Annotated in this window: 13 protein-coding genes; 8 read left to right on the forward strand and 5 right to left on the reverse strand. The window is 76.6% G+C overall.

The window, feature by feature from the left end:
* Positions 1 to 419, reverse strand: a 419-nt coding sequence (locus AB0953_RS30365; RefSeq protein WP_366862779.1) for a carboxyl transferase domain-containing protein, incomplete at its 3' end; no start/stop codon positions are given.
* Positions 420 to 725: 306 nt separating this feature from the next.
* Between AB0953_RS30365 and AB0953_RS30370 the strand changes: the two genes are divergently transcribed.
* Together AB0953_RS30370 and AB0953_RS30375 are read left to right on the forward strand one after the other, a co-directional pair.
* Complete coding sequence (locus tag AB0953_RS30370) at positions 726 to 1,652, forward strand: MBL fold metallo-hydrolase (RefSeq protein WP_366862780.1); 927 nt, start codon at positions 726 to 728, stop codon at positions 1,650 to 1,652.
* 224 nt (positions 1,653 to 1,876) lie between these two features.
* On the forward strand, positions 1,877 to 5,002 hold the full coding sequence (locus AB0953_RS30375) for a BTAD domain-containing putative transcriptional regulator (RefSeq protein ID WP_366862781.1): 3,126 nt from the start codon (positions 1,877 to 1,879) through the stop codon (positions 5,000 to 5,002).
* A gap of 31 nt (positions 5,003 to 5,033) precedes the next feature.
* Here the strand turns inward: AB0953_RS30375 and AB0953_RS30380 are convergent, their stop codons facing one another.
* From AB0953_RS30380 to AB0953_RS30395, 4 genes are all read right to left on the reverse strand, one after another.
* Complete coding sequence (locus AB0953_RS30380; protein ID WP_366862782.1) at positions 5,034 to 5,519, reverse strand: DUF1801 domain-containing protein; 486 nt, start codon at positions 5,517 to 5,519, stop codon at positions 5,034 to 5,036.
* Positions 5,520 to 5,593: 74 nt separating this feature from the next.
* Entirely contained in the window at positions 5,594 to 6,238 is a 645-nt protein-coding gene (locus AB0953_RS30385; RefSeq protein WP_366862783.1) for a glyoxalase, read from the reverse strand.
* The gene (locus tag AB0953_RS30390) at positions 6,238 to 6,732 is read right to left on the reverse strand and encodes a helix-turn-helix transcriptional regulator (protein ID WP_366862784.1); all 495 of its coding nucleotides are present in this window, start codon (positions 6,730 to 6,732) and stop codon (positions 6,238 to 6,240) included. Before AB0953_RS30390 ends, AB0953_RS30385 begins: the two co-directional genes overlap by 1 nt.
* 28 nt (positions 6,733 to 6,760) lie before the next feature.
* The gene (locus tag AB0953_RS30395) at positions 6,761 to 7,171 is read right to left on the reverse strand and encodes a VOC family protein (RefSeq protein ID WP_366862785.1); all 411 of its coding nucleotides are present in this window, start codon (positions 7,169 to 7,171) and stop codon (positions 6,761 to 6,763) included.
* A gap of 690 nt (positions 7,172 to 7,861) precedes the next feature.
* Here AB0953_RS30395 and AB0953_RS30400 point away from each other — a divergent pair.
* Genes AB0953_RS30400 through AB0953_RS30425 form a run of 6 tightly spaced genes read left to right on the forward strand, consistent with a single transcriptional unit; the run spans position 7,862 to position 17,616 of the window.
* Entirely contained in the window at positions 7,862 to 8,935 is a 1,074-nt protein-coding gene (locus tag AB0953_RS30400; RefSeq protein WP_366862786.1) for a 3-oxoacyl-[acyl-carrier-protein] synthase III C-terminal domain-containing protein, read from the forward strand.
* Between the two features lie 3 nt (positions 8,936 to 8,938).
* Entirely contained in the window at positions 8,939 to 9,802 is an 864-nt protein-coding gene (locus tag AB0953_RS30405) for a hypothetical protein (RefSeq protein WP_366862787.1), read from the forward strand.
* A gap of 5 nt (positions 9,803 to 9,807) precedes the next feature.
* A complete protein-coding gene (locus tag AB0953_RS30410; protein ID WP_366862788.1) occupies positions 9,808 to 12,273 on the forward strand; it encodes an AMP-binding protein in 2,466 nt (821 codons plus the stop codon).
* Positions 12,258 to 13,358: an NAD-dependent epimerase/dehydratase family protein gene (locus AB0953_RS30415; protein ID WP_366862789.1), complete on the forward strand. Its 1,101-nt coding sequence runs from the start codon at positions 12,258 to 12,260 to the stop codon at positions 13,356 to 13,358. Before AB0953_RS30410 ends, AB0953_RS30415 begins: the two co-directional genes overlap by 16 nt.
* Entirely contained in the window at positions 13,355 to 16,882 is a 3,528-nt protein-coding gene (locus tag AB0953_RS30420) for an amino acid adenylation domain-containing protein (protein ID WP_366862790.1), read from the forward strand. The genes AB0953_RS30415 and AB0953_RS30420 overlap by 4 nt, the downstream gene beginning before the upstream one ends.
* Positions 16,879 to 17,616: a formyltransferase family protein gene (locus AB0953_RS30425; RefSeq protein WP_366862791.1), complete on the forward strand. Its 738-nt coding sequence runs from the start codon at positions 16,879 to 16,881 to the stop codon at positions 17,614 to 17,616. Before AB0953_RS30420 ends, AB0953_RS30425 begins: the two co-directional genes overlap by 4 nt.
* Positions 17,617 to 17,634 lie beyond the last annotated feature (18 nt).

Below are 17,634 nucleotides of genomic sequence, written 5' to 3' on the forward strand. Positions count from 1 at the left end.
GCCCCGGCGGCCTCGGCCAGGTCCATCAGCTTGTGGATCTTCTCGGCGTGGGCCTCGCCCAGCGCCCCGCCGAAGATCCGGAAGTCATGGGCGTACGCGAACACGGTGCGGCCGTGGACCTTCCCCCAGCCCGTCACGACGCCATCGGTGTGCGGCTTCTTGTCCTCCAGGCCGAAGCCGGTGGCGCGATGCTTGCGCAGCCCCTCGACCTCGTTGAACGTGCCCTCGTCGAAAAGGATGTCGATCCGCTCGCGGGCCGTCAGCTTGCCCTTGGCGTGCTGGGCGGCAGTGGCGCGCTCGCTGGGGCCGGCCTCGGCCAGCGCCCTTACGGCACTCAGTTCGGCGGTGCGCTCGCGCAGCGAGGCGAAGCGGAACTCTTCTCGCACGCTTTCCAGTGGTCTTTCCTCGACGATGCTCATGCGGGCCCTTTCGACACGGAGGCACCGGGGTACGGCCGGTTTCGCATCGCCAGCTTGGGCGCGCCCGCTACAGCCCGGCTCGAATTCCGGCCGGGGACCCGTACGGGACGGCTCGTACCCCACCGGGCAGCCGCGTACAGGCGGACGCCAGGCCGTTTCGAGCGCAGGTCCAGGCGGCCGGGCCAGGCTCGGGGCCCGGGGCGCGGGCGACCGCGGCGCCCCCGCCACCGCCCGCAGCCCGAGCGCAGCCCTGCCCGACGGCCCTGCCGGCGGCCCCGTACGAGCGAGAAGAGAGGTGCGTGGACCGTGCCCGGCACCAGCGCGCAGGACCAGACCGCCGCCACCCTCACCGAAGTGGCCGACGGCGTCCACGCGTACGTCCAGCCGCCCGGCGGCTGGTGCCTGAACAACGCGGGCATCCTCACCGGCGGCGGCTCCTGCGCCCTCGTCGACACCGCCGCCACCGAGCGGCGCGCCCGCCGGCTGCGCGAGGCCGCCCTCGGCCTCGCCGGACGGCCGCCGCGCGCCGTGGTCAACACGCACTTCCACGGCGACCACACGTACGGCAACTTCGTCTTCCCCGAGGCCCTGACCATCGGCCACGAGCGCACCCGCACCATGGTCCGGGCCGCCGGCCTGCACATGGCCGGGCTGTGGCCGGAGGTCTGCTGGGGCGACATCGAGATCTCCCCGCCCGACCTCACCTTCACCGACCGCACCACCCTCCACGTGGGCGAACTGCGCGCCGAACTGATCCACATCGGCCCCGCCGCCCACACCACCGACGACACCGTCGTCTGGCTGCCCGACCACGGCGTGCTGTTCACCGGCGACCTCGTGATGAACGGGGTCACCCCCTTCTGCGTCATGGGGTCCGTCTCCGGCTCCCTGACCGCGCTGCAGCGGCTGCGCGCCCTCGGCGCCACCACCCTCGTCCCCGGCCACGGCCCCGTCGGCGGCCCGGAACTCCTCGACGCCAACGAGTCCTACCTGCGCTGGCTCCAGGACCTGGCCGCGCAGGGCGCAGCCGCCGGAGCGAGCCCGCGGGAGGCGGCCCGGGCGGCCGACCCCGGCCCGTACGCCGAACTCCTCGACGCCGAGCGGCTGCTGCCCAACCTGCACCGCGCGTACGCCGAGCAGCAGGGGCTGCCCGAGGGCTCACCGCTCGACGTCGGCGCCCTCTTCGAGGAGATGGCCGCCCACCACGGCCGCCGGCCCTCCTGCGCGGCCTGAGACGGGGCCCTGCCGGCCACCGCGCCGGGCACCCGTCCGGGGCACCGGTGCGGGCGGAGTGCCGGAGGCCCTCTGGAACGCCCCTGGAAGGCCCCTCGAGAGCGGCGCCCTCCCCGCCGAAGCGCCCGGTCCCCTCCGGCCACGGCTCCCCTAGCATCCGAGGACGAGGGCCGGCGCCGCGCCGGCGGGAAGTCCTCGGCAGTCTCGGCGGAACGGGGGACCGGGTGAGCGGCGACGTCAGCTTCGCGGTGCTGGGACCGCTGGAGGTCAGGGTCGGCGGCGCACGGCTGCGCCTGGGCGGCCCCATCCCGGCACGGGTGCTCGCCACCCTGCTGCTCGAACCGGGCCGGATGGTCCCGGTGTCCCGGCTGGTCGCCGCCGCCTGGGACGGCGAGCCGCCGACCACCGCCGCCCACCAGGTCCGCAAGGCCGTCGCCGACCTGCGCCGGCGCATCCCGGACGGCGCCTCCCTGATCGTCACCGAGGGGCCCGGCTACCGCGTGGACCTCGAACCGGACCGGCTCGACCTGACCCTCTTCTCGCTCCGCCTCGGGCGGGCCCGCGCCGCCCTCGACGCCGCCCGCCCCGCCGAGGCCGCCGACCACCTGCGCAGCGCGCTCGCCCTGTGGCGCGGCCCCGTCCTGCACGCCGACTGCGGACCGGTGATCGCCGCGGCCTCCGCCGTCCTGGAGGAGCGCCGGCTCACCGCGGTGGAGCAGCTCGTCGAACTGCGCCTCGGACTCGGCGAGAGCGGCGAAATCGTCGGCGACCTGCGGGAGCTGATCGCCGAACACCCGCTGCGCGAGACCCTGCGCGGCCACCTCATGCTCGCCCTGTACCGCTCGGGCCGACAGGCCGAGGCCCTCGCAGAGTTCGGCCGGGTCCGCGAGCTGCTGGTGGAGGACCTCGGCATCGATCCGGGACCCCGGCTGACCAGGCTCTACGAGGCGATCCTGCGCGACAGCCCGGAACTCGCCGCGCCCGAACCGCCGGACGCCCGGGCCCCGGCGGGCGCCCGGCCCCCGGCGCCCACCGCGCCGGCCCCGGCTGCCTCCCCGTCCCCGCCCCCGCCCCTCCCCCTCCACCTGCCTCTCTTCCCGGCCACCGCGGCCCGGGCCGGCGCGCCCTGCACCCTGCCGCCCGACCTGCCCGACTTCACCGGCCGAGAGCGCGAACTCCGGCGGCTGCTGGCCCGCCCCGAGCTGCCCGGGGCCGCCGCCCGCGTCCTCGGCATCGACGGCATGGGCGGCAGCGGCAAGACCGCTCTCGCCCTGCACGCCGCGCACCGGCTGGCCGCCGACTACCCCGACGGGCAGCTCTACGCCGACCTGCGCGGCTTCTCCCCCGGTGAGAGCCCGCGCCGGCCCGGCACCGTCATCGGCTCGCTGCTGCGCGTCCTCGGCACACCGGGGGAGCGCGTACCCGACGACCTCGACGGCCGCACCGCCCTGTGGCGGGCCACCCTGGCCGAGCGCAGGGTGCTCCTGCTGCTGGACAACGCGGCCGATGCCGCCCAGGTCCGGCCGCTGCTGCCGGCCTCCTCCGGCTGCCTGGTCCTGGTCACCAGCCGCAGCAGGCTGACCGGCCTGGACGGCGCGGACTGGATCGGCATCGGGATGATGCCGCCGCCCGACAGCCTCGCCCTGCTCGACCGGGTGGTGGGCGCGCAGCGGGTGCGCAGCGAGCCCGCGGCCGCCGCCGAACTGGGCGCGCTGTGCGGGCACCTGCCACTGGCCCTGCGGATCGCCGCGGCCCGGCTGCGCAGCCGCCCGCGCTGGACCCTGAGCCACCTCGTGGACCGGCTCGGCGACGAGACCCGCCGCATCGACGAGCTCAGCTCCGGCGACCAGAGCGTCAAGGCCACCCTCCAGCTGAGCTACGAGGCCATGGGCAGCGCCCACCGCGACGCGCTGCGGCTGATCGGGCTCCACCCGGGCCGCGAGATCGGCATCCACTCGGCCGCGGCGCTGCTCGGCACCGGGCTGCGCGCGGCCGAGGAGGTGCTGGAACACCTCCTCGACACGAACCTGGTGGGCCAGGGCGAGATCGGCCGCTACGTCCTGCACGACCTGGTCCGCAGCTTCACCCACGGCCTGCACGGCGGGCGGACCCGACAGGAGGAGCTGGCCGCCTTCGAGCGGGTGCTCGACCACTACCTGGCCGCCGCGGACGAGGCCTGCCGGATCCTCTTCCCCGGCCGCAACCCCCTTGCCCGTGGCGGCCGCGGGCACGGCGCGGGCCCGGCCGCGCTGCCCGCCTTTGCGGACGCCGCCGCGGCGGAGTCCTGGTTCGAACAGGAGCAGGGCGCGCTGCTGAACGCCGTGGAGCGCGCGGAGCAGCTCGGATTCACCCGGCACGCCGCCCAGCTCGCCCGCAACCTCGTCTTCCACCTCAACTCGCGCAGCCAGCTGGAGGAGTTCCAGCGGGTCGCGGACGTCTCCGTGGCCGCGGCCCGCCGGCTCGCAGACCCCCGGCTGCTGCGGGTGAGCCTGTCCAACCAGGCCGTCGCCCGGTGCAAGCTCGGCCGCTTCCAGGACGGCACCGCCGCCGCCGCCGAGGCCCTCGACCTCGCCACGGGCCTCGCCGACCGGGGCGGCGAGGCGGTCTGCCTGACCCTGCTCGGCCTGCTGCAGAGCTTCCTCGGCGACCTCGACGGCGCCCGGCGCCACCTCGAGCGCGGCGCCGTGCTCCACCGGGAACTGGCCGACGCCCGCCAGGAGGCGTACACCCTGTGCAACCTGAGCTCGGTGTACACCTGGACGGGCCGGCACCGCGAGGCCGCCGAGGCCGCGGGGCGGGCCGTGCTGCTCAGCCGTCGCGCCGGCAGCGGCGCCGAGGAGATCTCCGCCCTCAACGACCTGGCCATCGCCCAACTGGCCCTGGGGGAGGAGCGGGAGGCCCTCGCCACCGTGGAACGGGCCATGGAGCTGGCCGACGACTGCCGGATGCCGGAGAACCTCGCCCTCGCCCTCGCCCTGGCCGCGGAGGTGTTCCAGCGGACGGGCGCCGGAGCCCGCGCGGCCGCGTACGCCGAGCGCTCGCTGCACCTGATCCGCTCGAAGGGAACGGCGATGCGGCAGGCGGCGGTGGAGAACGTCCTCGGCCGGGTCCACTTCCTGCGGGGCGACCCCGAACGGGCCCGGGAGCTGCACGAGAGCGCGTACCGCCATGCGGAGGCCATCACCTACCGCATCGAGGCGGCCCGGGCCCTGGACGGCATGGCCCTGGCCCTGGAAGCCCTGGGCCGGCCGGACTCCGCCCGCTCCCACCGCTCCCGCGCCACGGCCGTCCGCGAAACCCTCGGCCGCCCCACCCCCAGCCCCGCGACGTCCAGCCCCGCGGGCGTGTGAGGCGGCGCCGCCGCCTCCGCCCCGGCCGGCCTCAGCCCGCCGCCTTCTCCACCAGCGCCCTGATGCGGTCCTCCGCGGCCGCGGTCAGCTCCCTCACGGCGAAGGAGGTCGGCCACAGGGCGCCGTCGTCGAGTGCCGCCTGGTCGCTGAACCCGAGTGTGGCGTACCTCGACTTGAACTTCTCCGCGCTCTGGAAGTGGCAGACGACCTTGCCGTCCCTGGCGTACGCGGGCATCCCGTACCAGAGCTTGGGCGCGAGGTCCGGGGCGGCGGTCGTGACGATCTCGTGGATCCGCTCGGCGAGGACGCGGTCCGCCTCCGGCATCTCGGCGATCTTCGCGAGCACGTCCTGCTCCGCCGCCGCCTCCTTCTCCGCCCGGGACAGACCGCGCCGCGCCGTCGTCTTCTTCTCCTCCTGGGCGTGCGCCTTCATCGCGGCCCGCTCCTCGGCGGTGAATCCGCCGTACTGCTCGGTGGTCGTGCCGGAGACCTCGGCGGGCGACTTCTTGGACGGCATGACAGGTTTCCTCTCGTACGGGTCAAGCGGGGGCGGGGAGCGGGGGCCGGGAGCCGGAGCGGCCTCAGGGGGAGCTACGCGGCGGCCTCCCAGGCGAACCCGTCCGGGTCGGTGAAGCCGCCGGCGGTGCTGCCGAGGATGATGCGGTGCGAGCCCGTGCCCTCGACGGGGACCCCGAGGTCCTTGGCCAGGGCGCGGCGCTTGTACAGCGCCAGTTTGACGGGGCTCGACTGACCGGGGGCGAACTCGACGTACGTGCCGCCGACGCTCTTGGCCACGGTCAGGCCCCGGTCGGCATAGAACTGCTTGGTGGCCTTCACGGCCTCGACACCGAGCAGCAGGACGACGTCGTCGATCTCGCGGGTGTCGGGGCCGGTGTCCTTCTTCGCCGAGGTCGCGATCTTCCAGATCGTGCCGTCCGGGGCCCGGACGACGCCGCTGTAGCCCCACAGCGACTTCGCGGCGGGCTTCAGGACCGTGGCGCCGGCGCCGACGGCGGCACCGACGAAGCCGTCGACGGTGGCCGGCCCGGACACCGTGAGCGCCAGGGTGAAGCCGCGGAATCCGGTGGAGTGCGCCTCGGACGCCCGCAGGCGTACGTACGCGTCCACGCCGAAGGCGCTGTAGAAGCGGCGGGCGGCCTCGGGGTCGGCCACCTCGAGGGTGACGGATGCGAGGGACGTGCCGGCTGCGGCGGAAGTGGTGGTTGCCATGACCATCACGCTAGGGGCCGCGCGGCGGCCGCGGCTTCTCGATTCCTGACCGGTCTGGAGACCTGCTGCGCCACGCACGCCGGCATCCCCTCCAGCCGGATCGCCGACCCCGCACCGGGGGCCGCCGCCTCCGCCGCCCGGCGCAGGAAGGCCCCGGGCGACATGCCGACCAGCTCCGTGAAGCGGGTGGTGAACGTTCCCGGCGACGCGCAGCCGACCGCGGAGCAGACCTCGGTGACGCCGAGGTCGCCCCGCCGCAGCAGCGCCGCCGCCCGCTCGATGCGACGCGTCATCAGGTACGCGTACGGCGACGCGCCGTAGGCGGCCCGGAACTGCCGGCCCAGGTGGCCGGCGGGCATGTGCACACCATGGGCGAGCGCCTCCACGTCCAGCGGCTGCGCGAACTCCCTGTCGATCCGGTCGCGGACGCGGCGCAGCCGCGCGAGATCGGCCAGGTGCTGGGCCTGGATGCGGGCACGCCGCCATTCGGGCTTACACATCGGAACCCTCCCCCTCGGACCGCACGGCTCAGCGCAGTTCCTGGATGCGGACCAGGTTCCCCGCGGGGTCGCGGAACGCGCAGTCGCGGACGCCGTACGGCTGCTCGGTCGGCTCCTGGACGACCTCGGTGTCACCGGCCTGCACCTTCTGGAACACGGCGTCGAGGTCCGGGGTGGCCAGCAGGATCCAGCCGTAGGTGCCCTTGGCCATCATCTCGGTGATCGTGCGGCGTTCGTCCTCGGTGATGCCGGGGTCGGTCGCAGGCGGCGCCAGCAGGATCGACGTGCCCGGCTGACCGGCCGGGCCGACCGTGATCCAGCGCATCCTGCCCTGCCCGACGTCGCTGCGGACCTCGAAGCCGAGGACGTCGCGGTAGAAGGCGAGCGACGCGTCCGGGTCGTCGTGCGGGAGGGAGGTCGTGTGAATGGTGATGTCCATGACGTGCAGGCTAGAGGCGACCCGCTGCCCCCGCTTCTCGATTCCTGACCACCCGCCCCCGCTTTCACCCCCGCCGGCGTTTGAGGCGAACGGGGGTCGGGGCGAAGCCCCGGGATACGGAGAAAGGGCGGGGCGGGGAGCAGCTCCGCGCAGCGGCCCGAGCCGACCCGGCCGGAGCCGACCCGCACCGCCGCCCACCCCCTACGCCCGAACGACCGACGGGCCGATCTCGGTGGACCGCATCCGTGGAACCTCCTCCTCCAAGCGTCGTACGACCGATCCTGACCGCACCCGTTCCCGAACCGTTCCCGACCGGATCCCGAGCGCCCGGGATCCACCCCACCCGCCGGTCAAGACGGACCGGGCGATTCCGGACATCTTTTGCGTCGGCCACCCCCCGCACGGCCGCGGCCGGCCCGCCGCACGCGAGCGCCCCCACGCCGCCGGCGCAGCGCCCGCCGCGCCCCCACCGCCCCCCGGAACCGCCGACCCGACGCGAATTCAACCTCCAGCGGATTGGCCGATATCCGTCGGACGGCGCCGTTCCGGCCCTGGTCGAGCCGAACCGAGTAAATCTGTACGCTACGGTAACTTCGCTGTCCGTCAGCAACAGACAACCCTCTGCCATTTCCCGCCCCAGCCCACCCTTTGCCAAGGGCGGCACCCGGCGGATCGCCATGGAGGGCGAATATGCGTACCACCGAGCGCCGCAGCCGAATAGAGGCCCTCGGCGCCTTTCTCCCGGCCGGAGTCCTGACCACCCCCGAACTGGCCGCGCTCGCACCCGGTCTGGGCGGCGCGGACGTCGAGCGGATCACCGGCGTCGCCGAGCGCCGCGTCCACGACCCCGACCCGGCCGCCGGGGAGGACTCCTTCGGGATGGCCCTGGCCGCCGCCCGCGACTGCCTGGCCGTCTCCCGCCACCGGGCGGCCGACCTCGACGTCGTCATCAGCGCCTCCATCACCCGCGTGAAGGACGGCAGCCGCTTCCACTTCGAGCCCTCCTTCGCCGGCATGCTGGCCAAGGAGCTGGGCGCCCGCTCCGCCCTCGGCTTCGACGTCTCCAACGCCTGCGCCGGCATGATGACCGGCGTCTGGCTCCTGGACCGCATGATCCGCTCCGGGGCGGTGCGCACCGGCATGGTCGTCAGCGGGGAGCAGGCCACCCGCGTCGCGAGCACCGCCGCCGCGGAGGTCGGCGACTCCTACGACCCGCAGTTCGCCTCCCTCTCGGTGGGCGACTCCGCGGCCGCCGTCATCCTCGACGCGTCCGCGGACGCCGCCGACCGCATCCACTACGTCGAGCTCATGACCTGCTCGGAATACTCCCACCTCTGCATGGGAATGCCGAGCGACCGCACCCAGGGAATAGCCCTCTACACCGACAACAAGAAGATGCACGACCGGGAACGGCTGAAACTCTGGCCGCGATTCCATGAGGATTTTCTCGCCAAGAACGGCCGTACTTTCGCCGGCGAGGAATTCGACTACGTTATCCAGCACCAGGTCGGCTCCCGTTTCATCGACTACGTCAACCAGACGGCCGAGGCCGAGTTCGCCACCCCCATGCCGCCGTCGCCGCGCGTCGTGGAGCGGTACGGCAACACCGCCACCACCTCCCACTTCCTGACGCTGCGCGAGCACCTGCGGGCCGGCGCCTCCGCCCGCGGGGCCGCCCCCGGGGCGAAGTACCTGCTGGTGCCCGCCGCCTCGGGCGTCGTCACCGGCGCCCTGTCCGCCACCATCACCAGCGCGGGGGTGTGAGCCGTGGGCATCGTCATCACCGCCTCCGCCACCGCCATCCCCGCCGGAGCGGGCACCCCCGCCTCGGCCGTGGACCTCGCCGGCCGCGCCGCCCGCAGCTGCCTCGACAGCGCCCGCGTCTCCGCCTCCGGGGTCGGAGTCCTCATCAACGTCGGCGTCTACCGCGAGCACAACACCTTCGAACCGGCCCTCTCCGCCCTGGTCCAGAAGGAGGTCGGCATCAACCTCGACTACCTCGCCGACCCCCAGCCCTCCCCGGGCTTCTCCTTCGACCTGATGAACGGGGCCTGCGGCGTGCTGAGCGCCGTCCAGGCCGGTCAGGCCCTCCTCGCGACCGGAACCACCGAGCGGCTGCTCATCACCGCCGCCGACGTCCACCCCGGCGGCGACGCCGCCGCCGACCCCGACTACCCGTACGCCGACCTGGCCGGAGCCCTGCTCCTCGAACGCGCGGCCGACCCCGGTACCGGCTTCGGGCCCGTGCGCCACTACGGCGCCGACGGCCCCTCCGACACCGAGGGCTACCTCGACCTCGACACCATGGGCACCGCGGGCCGCTCCCGCATCACCGTGCGCCGTGCGCCCGGCCACGACGCCCGGGCCGGTGAACTCGCCGCCGCCGCGGTGGCCTCGTACGCCGAGGAGTTCGGCCTCGACCTCGACCGGACCCTGGTCGTCGGTCCGCGCACCGGTGCGGCCGACGGGTTCCAGGGCATCACGGGCGAGCCGCACACCGCGGCCCCGGTCCTCGGCTACCGGCGCGCACTGGACGGCGCACGGCCCGAGGACTGCGACGGCCTGCTGTTCGTGACCGCGGGCGCCGGACCCGCAGCCGCCTGCGCCTCCTACCGGCCTCAGGGGTGGTGAGCGCCATGGCAGCCACGCCGACCGAGGCACCCGCGCCGAAGACGGGCGCCCCCGCCGTCACCGACACCCACCCCGACGCCTGCGCCGAGAGCCGCCCCGGCGCCGATCCCCAGAGCCTGGCCGCGTTCCTCGAGCGCAACGCCCGCGCCTTCCCCGACAAGCCGGCCGTCGTCCACCCCGAAGGCCCCCACCGCCCGCGCGGCGGCCGCCCCCGCTACCGCACCCTCACCTACGGAGCCCTCCAGCAGACCGTCGAGGAACTGGCGGCGGGCTTCACCCGGGCCGGCATCACCAAGGGCACCCGGACCGTGCTGATGGCCCCGCCCGGGCCGGAGCTGTTCGCCCTCGCCTTCGCCCTGTTCCGGGTCGGCGCCGTGCCCGTGGTCGTCGACCCCGGCATGGGCGTGCGCCGCATGCTGCACTGCTACCGCACCGTCGGCGCCGAGGCGTTCATCGGCCCGCCGCTCGCCCACCTGGCCCGGGTCCTGGGCCGGCGCACCTTCGCCGGGGTACGGGTGGCCGTCACCCTGGGCCGGCACCGGCTCGGCCGCGCCCGCCCCCTGACCGCGGTCCGCGCCCTCGGCGCCGCCGGCCCGCGCCGCAGCGGCGGCCCCGCACCCGCGCCGGCCGACCGCGACGACCTGCTGATGATCGGCTTCACCACCGGAAGCACCGGCCCCGCCAAGGGAGTCGAGTACACCCACCGCATGGCGCTGTCCATCGCCCGCCAGATCGAAGCCGTCCACGGCCGCACCCGCGAGGACACCTCGCTCGTCACCCTCCCGTTCTACGGCGTCCTCGACCTCGTCTACGGATCCACCCTCGTCCTCGCCCCCCTGGCCCCCTCCCGGGTGGCCCAGGCCGACCCCGAGCTCGTGGTCGACGCGCTCGAACGCTTCGCCGTCACCACGATGTTCGCCTCGCCCGCCCTGCTGCGCACCCTCGCCGCCCACCTCGCCGCCGCCCCGCCCGGCCGCCACCCGCTGCCCGCGCTGCGCTGCGTCGTCGGCGGCGGCGCCCCCGTCCCCGACGCGACGGTGGCCGCCCTGCGCCGCGTCCTGGACGACCGCGCCCGCATCCACGTCACGTACGGCGCGACGGAGGTCCTCCCGATCACCTCGATCGAGGCGGCGGAACTGCTGGGCCCGAACCCGCCGGCCCGCGGCGCGGACGGCAGCCCGGCACCCGGCCCGTCCCCCGAAGCCCTCCCCGACGCAGGGGCAGCCGCCCCGGCCGCCGGCGGGACCGCCGCGCGGGCGGCCGGACACGCCGCCGCGCACGCGGCGGAGACCGCGCCCGGACCGTCGGCCGCCGCGGAAGCCGCGCCCGCCGCTTCCGCCGCTTCCGCCGAAACCGCCGCCCCCGGCGCGAGCCGTACGCCCGAGCCCTCCGCCGCCGCGGAACGCGGGGCTGCCGCCGCGGGCGGGACCGCCGCGCGGGCTGCCGAGGGGGCCGGCAGCTGTGTCGGGCGGCCCGTCCCCGGGACGCGGGTGGTGATCCTGCCCGTCACCGACGGCCCCATGCCCCCGCTCCACCCCGCGACACCCCTGCCCGCGGGGCAGGTCGGCGAGATCGCCGTCCACGGCGACTCCGTCAGCCCCCGCTACCACCGCGCCCCCGAAGCGGACCGGCTGCACAAGGTCGCCGAAGCGGCACCGCACGACGCCGACCCCGCGGCCCCGGCCGCGGCCCCGGCCGCCCCGCGCCCCTGGCACCGCACCGGCGACCTCGGCTACCTCGACGAGGACGGCCGGCTCTGGTTCTGCGGCCGCGCGGCCCAGCGCGTCCGCGCCGAACACCGGGACCTGCACACCGTGCGCTGCGAAGGCGTCTTCAACGCCCACCCGCTGGTACGCCGTACCGCCCTCGTCGGCGTCGGCGTCGGCACCGGCAGCCCCCGGCACCGCGCCGACAGCGGCTGGGGCCCCGGCCGGGGCGGCGCCACCGGCGGCGGCCGCGGCCGGCCCCGCGCCCAGCGCCCGATCGTCTGCGTGGAGACCGAAGGCGAGGGCGGACTCGACCCGGCCGCCTGGCAGCGCCTCGTCGCCGAACTGCGCGAGCTGGCCTGCGCCCACGCCTGCACGACCGGCCTGGAGGAGTTCCTCCAGCACCCCGGATTCCCCGTGGACATCCGGCACAACGCCAAGATCGGCCGCGAGGAGCTCGCCCGCTGGGCCGAGCGCCGCCTCGCCCCGCCCGCCCCGCTGCTCTCCCGCGCCCGCGCCCCCCGGCTCGTCCCGCTCGCCGGCTGGGCGTACCTCCTCGGCGGCGCCGTCTGGGCCGCCACCGCCGGCGTGCCCGACTCCCGTACCCTGCGCCTGCTGTGGTGGACGGACGCGGCCCTGAGCATCGCCGGGCACGCCGCCCAGCTCCCGTTCGCCCTGCCCCGCGCCCGCGCCGCGGGCGTCCCCCGCCCGGCCGCGGCCGCCCTCACCATGCTCTATGGCGCCACCTGGTGGCGGAGCCTGTGAAGAAGATCCTGATCACCGGCGCCACCGGCTTTCTCGGCGGCCACCTCGTCGACGGCTGCCTGCGCCGGGGCCACCGGGTACGGGCCCTGGTCCGCCCCGGCAGCGACACGGCGCGGCTGCGCACCCTGCCCGGCGTCGAACTCGCCACCGGGGACCTGGGCCGCCCCGACTCCCTCGAGCGCGCCGCCGAGGGCTGCGACGCCGTCGTGCACAGCGCGGCCCGCGTCGTGGACCACGGCAGCCGCGCCGCGTTCACGGCAGCGAACGTCACCGGCACGCTCCGGCTGATGGAGGCGGCCCGTACCGCCGGAGCGCAGCGCTTCATCTACGTGTCGAGCCCCAGCGCACTGATGCACGTACGCGAAGGAGACCGCCTCGGCATCGACGAGAGCACCCCCTACCCCTCGCGCTGGTTCAACGACTACTGCGCCACCAAGGCCGTCGCCGAGCAGCACGTACGGGCCGCGGACGCCCCCGGGTTCACCACCTGCGCCGTACGCCCGCGCGGCATCTGGGGGCCGCGCGACCGCGCCGGGTTCCTGCCGAAGCTCGTCGGCGCCATGCACGCCGGGCGGCTGCCGGACCTCTCCGGCGGCAAGCGGGTCCTGGTCTCGCTCTGCCACGTCGACCACGCCGTCGACGCCTGCCTGCGGGCCGCCGTCACGGCCGACCCCGGACGCATCGGCGGCCGCGCCTACTTCGTCGCCGACCGCGAGGCCACCGACCTGTGGCCGTTCCTCACCGAGGTCGCCGGCCTGCTCGGCTGCCCGCCGCCGGGCCGGCGGATCCCGCTGCCGGTCGGCCGCGCGCTGGCCGCGGCGGTGGAGACCGCCTGGCGGCTGCGGCCCGGCCCACCCGCGGGGCCGCCGCTCAGCCGCTACATGCTGGCCCTGCTGACCCGCTCGACGACGTACGACATCGGGGCGGCCCGCCGCGACCTCGGCTACGAGCCGACCCGCACCCGCGCCGACGGGCTGCGGGAGCTGGCGCGCTGGGTGGCCTCGCAGGGCGGCGTACCCGCCTGGACCGCCCGCACCCGCCCCGCTCCCGCGACCCCGGCCCCCCGAGGAAACGACCCCCGATGAACACCCCGAACTCCCCCCTCCACCGCAGGCCGGTGTCCCCGACGGAACGCCTGTACCTGGCCGCGGGACAGGCCCGCGGCGCCATGGCCCTGCGCATCGTCGTCGAGGGCGACGGCGTCCCCGACCCGCAGCTGCTCCGCGCCGCCGTGGCGCGGGCCGCCGAGTCCTGCCCCGGATCGCGGCTGCGCCGCCGCGGCGCCCTGTGGACGGCCGACGGCCCGCTCCCGCGGATCGTGTACGCGCCCGAGGCCGCCGGCGGCTTCGACCCCTCGGACCCGCAGACCGCACGGCTGCTGACGGGCCGTGCCCACCCGGACGCCGCACCCGGCTGCGAGGTGCTGGTCGTGCCCGGCGCGGGCGGGGCCCGGACCACGCTGGTCTTCAGCGCCTCGCACGCCGTGATGGACGGCCACGGCGCCCTGACCTGGGTCCGCGAGGTCCACCGCGCCCTGCGCGGAGAACCGGCCCGCCCGGCCGCCGCCCCCGCCACGGACCACAGCCTCCTGCACGCCCTGCGGGGCGAGCGCACCCGCCGCGCCGCCGTCGACCCGCCGGCGGCCCACGGGCGTTTCCCCACCCTCCGGGACGCCTTCGGACGCCTCCTCGGCAGGACCGCCCCCGGCCCTGCCACCGGCAGCGGCGCCGGCGTAGGCACCGCCGCCTCCACCGGCCCGGGCACGGGAACGGGCGGCAGCGTTAACGCCGTTAATGCCCCCGGCCCCCGCCGCCCGGCTCCCTTCCCCGGCCGTCCCTCGCCGCTCGGCCGCGGTACGGCCGGGGCCGCCCCGCAGACCCTGTGGCTGCGCCGCACCCTGCCCGGCCGGCACCCCGGGCTCACCGCGCGCCTCGCCCAGGCCCTCGCCGACACCGCACGGCTCGACACCCGCGTCATGGTCCCGGTGGACCTGCGCCGGCACCGGCCGCAGCTCGCCGCGACCGGCAACCTGACCCTCCCGCTCTTCCTGGACCTGCGCCCCGGCCAGGACTGGGCCGCGGCCCACACCCGGCTCCTGGCCGCGCTCGCCGACGGCGGCGAACTCGCCGCCGGCTTCGAAGCGGGCCTGGCCCGGCTGCCCCTGCCCGCGGTGGCCGCCCTGCTGCGCACCGCCCAGGCCGCCGCCGTACGCACCGACCGCCACCTGGCCTCGGCCGTGGTCTCCCACCTCGGCCGGCTGGACCCGGCCGAACTGTCCGGCGGCGGCTTCACCGCGGCCACCGCGTACGCGCTGCCCGTGCACGCACCGCTGGTCCCGCTGTCGTTCGCCGCGGCCGAAACCGGCACCCGGACCGAGCTCACCCTCGGCGTCCGCGCCTGCGACCCCCTCCTGCGCCCCCGCGCCGAAGCCCTCCTCGACGCGGTCCTCGCCCGCCTGACCACCGACATGGAGCCCCCGCTCGACGGAAGCCGGCTCCCGCAGCCCGCCGCCCTGCGCCCGCGGGGAGGCGGCGCGCCCGTACCGGCCGAAGAGGACCGGCCGGAAGCGCCCGCTGCCGCGCAGCGCCCGCACGCGCCGCAGGAACGGCAGCCGCCCACGGGCCCCGAGGGGCCGCGAGCCGCGGCGGGGGAACCAGCCGCGCCCGCCGGCCCGGAGGCTGCCCCGCCCCCCGACGGCGTCACCGTGGTGGACCTGTTCCGGGCGCAGGCCGCCCGGACCCCCGATGCCCTGGCGCTCGACGGGCCCGGCGGAACCCTCGCCTACGCCGCCCTCGACCGGCGGTCCGACGAGGTGGCCGCCGAGCTCGGGCGCCGCGGGGTGCGGCGCGGGGACCTGGTCGGGCTCGTCGTCGACCGGACCCCGGCCGGGGTCTGCGCCCTGTGGGGCGTGCTGAAGGCGGGCGCCGCCTACGTGCCCCTCGACCCGGCCCACCCGGGCGCCCGGATCCGGGACGTCCTGCACGGGTGCGCGGCCCGGCTCACCCTGACCCGGCGCCACCTGGCCGCGCAGCTGGCCCCGTTCGTCCCCGGTGAGCTCCTCGCCGTCGACGACGTCCCCACCCTGCCCGCGCTTCCCGGGCCCGCCCGCACCACCCCGGCCCCCGCCCCCGGCGACCTCGCGTACGTCATGCACACCTCCGGCTCCACCGGTCGCCCCAAGGGCGTCCTCGTCGAGCACCGCGGCCTCAGCGCCTTCGTGCGCTGGATGACCGCCCTGTGCCGCGTCGGCGAGGGCACCCGCTTCGGCTTCGCCGCCTCCTACGCCTTCGACATCTCCTGCTTCCCCCTCTTCCTCCCGCTCCTCGCCGGCGGCACGGCCGTCCTCGCCCCCGACGCCCCGTCCCCCGCCGTCCTGCGCGCCCTCGTCCGCGAGCACCGCGTGGACACGCTCGCCCTGACGCCGTCCCACCTCGCCCTCCTCGGCGGCGACGGCGGCGGCCGCCTGCGCACCCTCCTGCTCGGCGGCGAGGAGCTCACCCCGGCCGCCGTCCGCTCCGCGTACGCCGCCTTCGGCACCGCCTGCCGGGTGATCAACGGCTACGGTCCCACCGAGGCCACCGTCGCCTGCCTCGCCCACGTGGTGGACGACACCGAGACCGGCCCCTCCCTCCCCCTCGGCACTCCCGGCCCCGGCACCCGCGTCGACCTCGTCACCGAGGACGGCGAGACCATCGGCACCGGCCCGGCGGACACCGGCCGCACCGGGGAGATCGTCGTACGGGGCGTGCAGGTCGCCCGCGGCTACCTCGGCCCCTGCGACGGGGAGGCGGACGCCGCCTCACCGTTCGCCACCGGGCCCGACGGCGTGCGCACGTACCGCACCGGCGACCTCGGCCGCCGCCTGCCCGGCGGGGCGGTCGCCTTCGCCGGGCGCGCCGACGGCCAGGTGAAGATCGCCGGGCACCGCATCGAGCCCGCCGAGGTCACCGCCGCCCTGGAAGCCCTCCCGGGCGTGGCACGCGCCGCGGTGACCGTCCGCCGCCGTCCGCCGTCCGGCAGCCGCTCCGGACCCCCGCCCGCAGCGGTGCTCGTCGCGTACGCGGTCACCGCCACCGCCACCACCGCCACCACCGCCCGCACCGGCACCGGCACCGGCACCGCCGACGCCACCGGGACCGCCGGCGCCGAAGTCGAAGCCGCTACCGCCGACGCCCTGCGCACCGCGCTCGCCCGACGCCTCCCCGCCCACCTGGTCCCCGCCCATGTGGTCACCGTCGACGCCCTGCCCACCACCGTCAGCGGCAAGACCGACTTCGACGCCCTGCCCGACCCCTTCGCCGCCGCACCGGACACCCTCCCCCCGGCCGGGCCGCCGCAGGGCCCCGCCGAGTTGCGGGCCCGCGTCGCCGGCCACTGGGCGGCGGTCCTCGGCGTGGACCCCGCCGCCCTGGGCGCCGACTCCGACTTCCAGGCCCTGGGCGGCGACTCCCTCGCCCTCGTCGAGATGCTCAGCGCGGTCAGCGCCGACCTGCTCACCCCCGACCAGGCCCGCCGCTTCACCGAGGACCTGGCCTGCCTGGTCCGCGACCTGACCCTCGGACAGGTCTGCTCCCGGCTCACCGCCGCCCGCGAGGAGGCACCCGCATGATCTTCGTCGGAGAGGGCGCCCTGCTGCGCCGGGCCGTGGCCCACGCCGCCGCCCGCGGCCACCGCATCGACCTGGTCTGCTCCGCCGACCCGCTCGACGCCGCGGCCGCCGGCCCCGGCACCCCGCACCTGGCCGCACCCGACGTCAACACCCGCGCCGCCGAACTGGCGGCCGCCTGCACCGACGGGATCGTCTGGTCGGTCAACAACCGGCAGATCTTCCGGGCGCCGCTGCTCACCCTGGGCCTGCGCATCGTCAACGTCCACAACGGGCTGCTGCCCCAGCACCGCGGGCTGCCGTCCGTGGCCGTCCTGTTCGCCCTGCTGAACGGGGACACCGCGTACGGCGCCACCGTCCACGAGGTCGACGCGGGCATCGACACCGGGCCGGTGCTCGCCGAACACCGCTTCCCCGTCGGCCCCGAGGACCGCTTCCACCAGGTGATGCTGCGCGGCATCCGCGCCTGCCAGAGCCTCTTCGAGGAGACCCTGCCCGCCGTCGCCGCAGGCCTCGCCCCACCACCGGCACGGCCGGCCGGAGCCCCGCCCCGCCCCTGCGCGTACCACGGCCGGCGCACCCTCGCCCGCCTCGCGGACCACCGCCACGCCCCCGCGTTCGCCCGGGCCACCGACCTCGGCCCCTTCGCCGCCCACGCCCCGGAAGTGACCGCAGCCCTGGCCCGCCTCACCGCCACAGCGGAACCCCGGCTCCCTGCGGGCCGGGGGCCTTCGTGACCGGCCGGAAGAATCTGG

It is taken from the genome of Streptomyces sp. NPDC046866, from assembly GCF_040704625.1.
Lineage (GTDB): Bacteria > Actinomycetota > Actinomycetes > Streptomycetales > Streptomycetaceae > Streptomyces.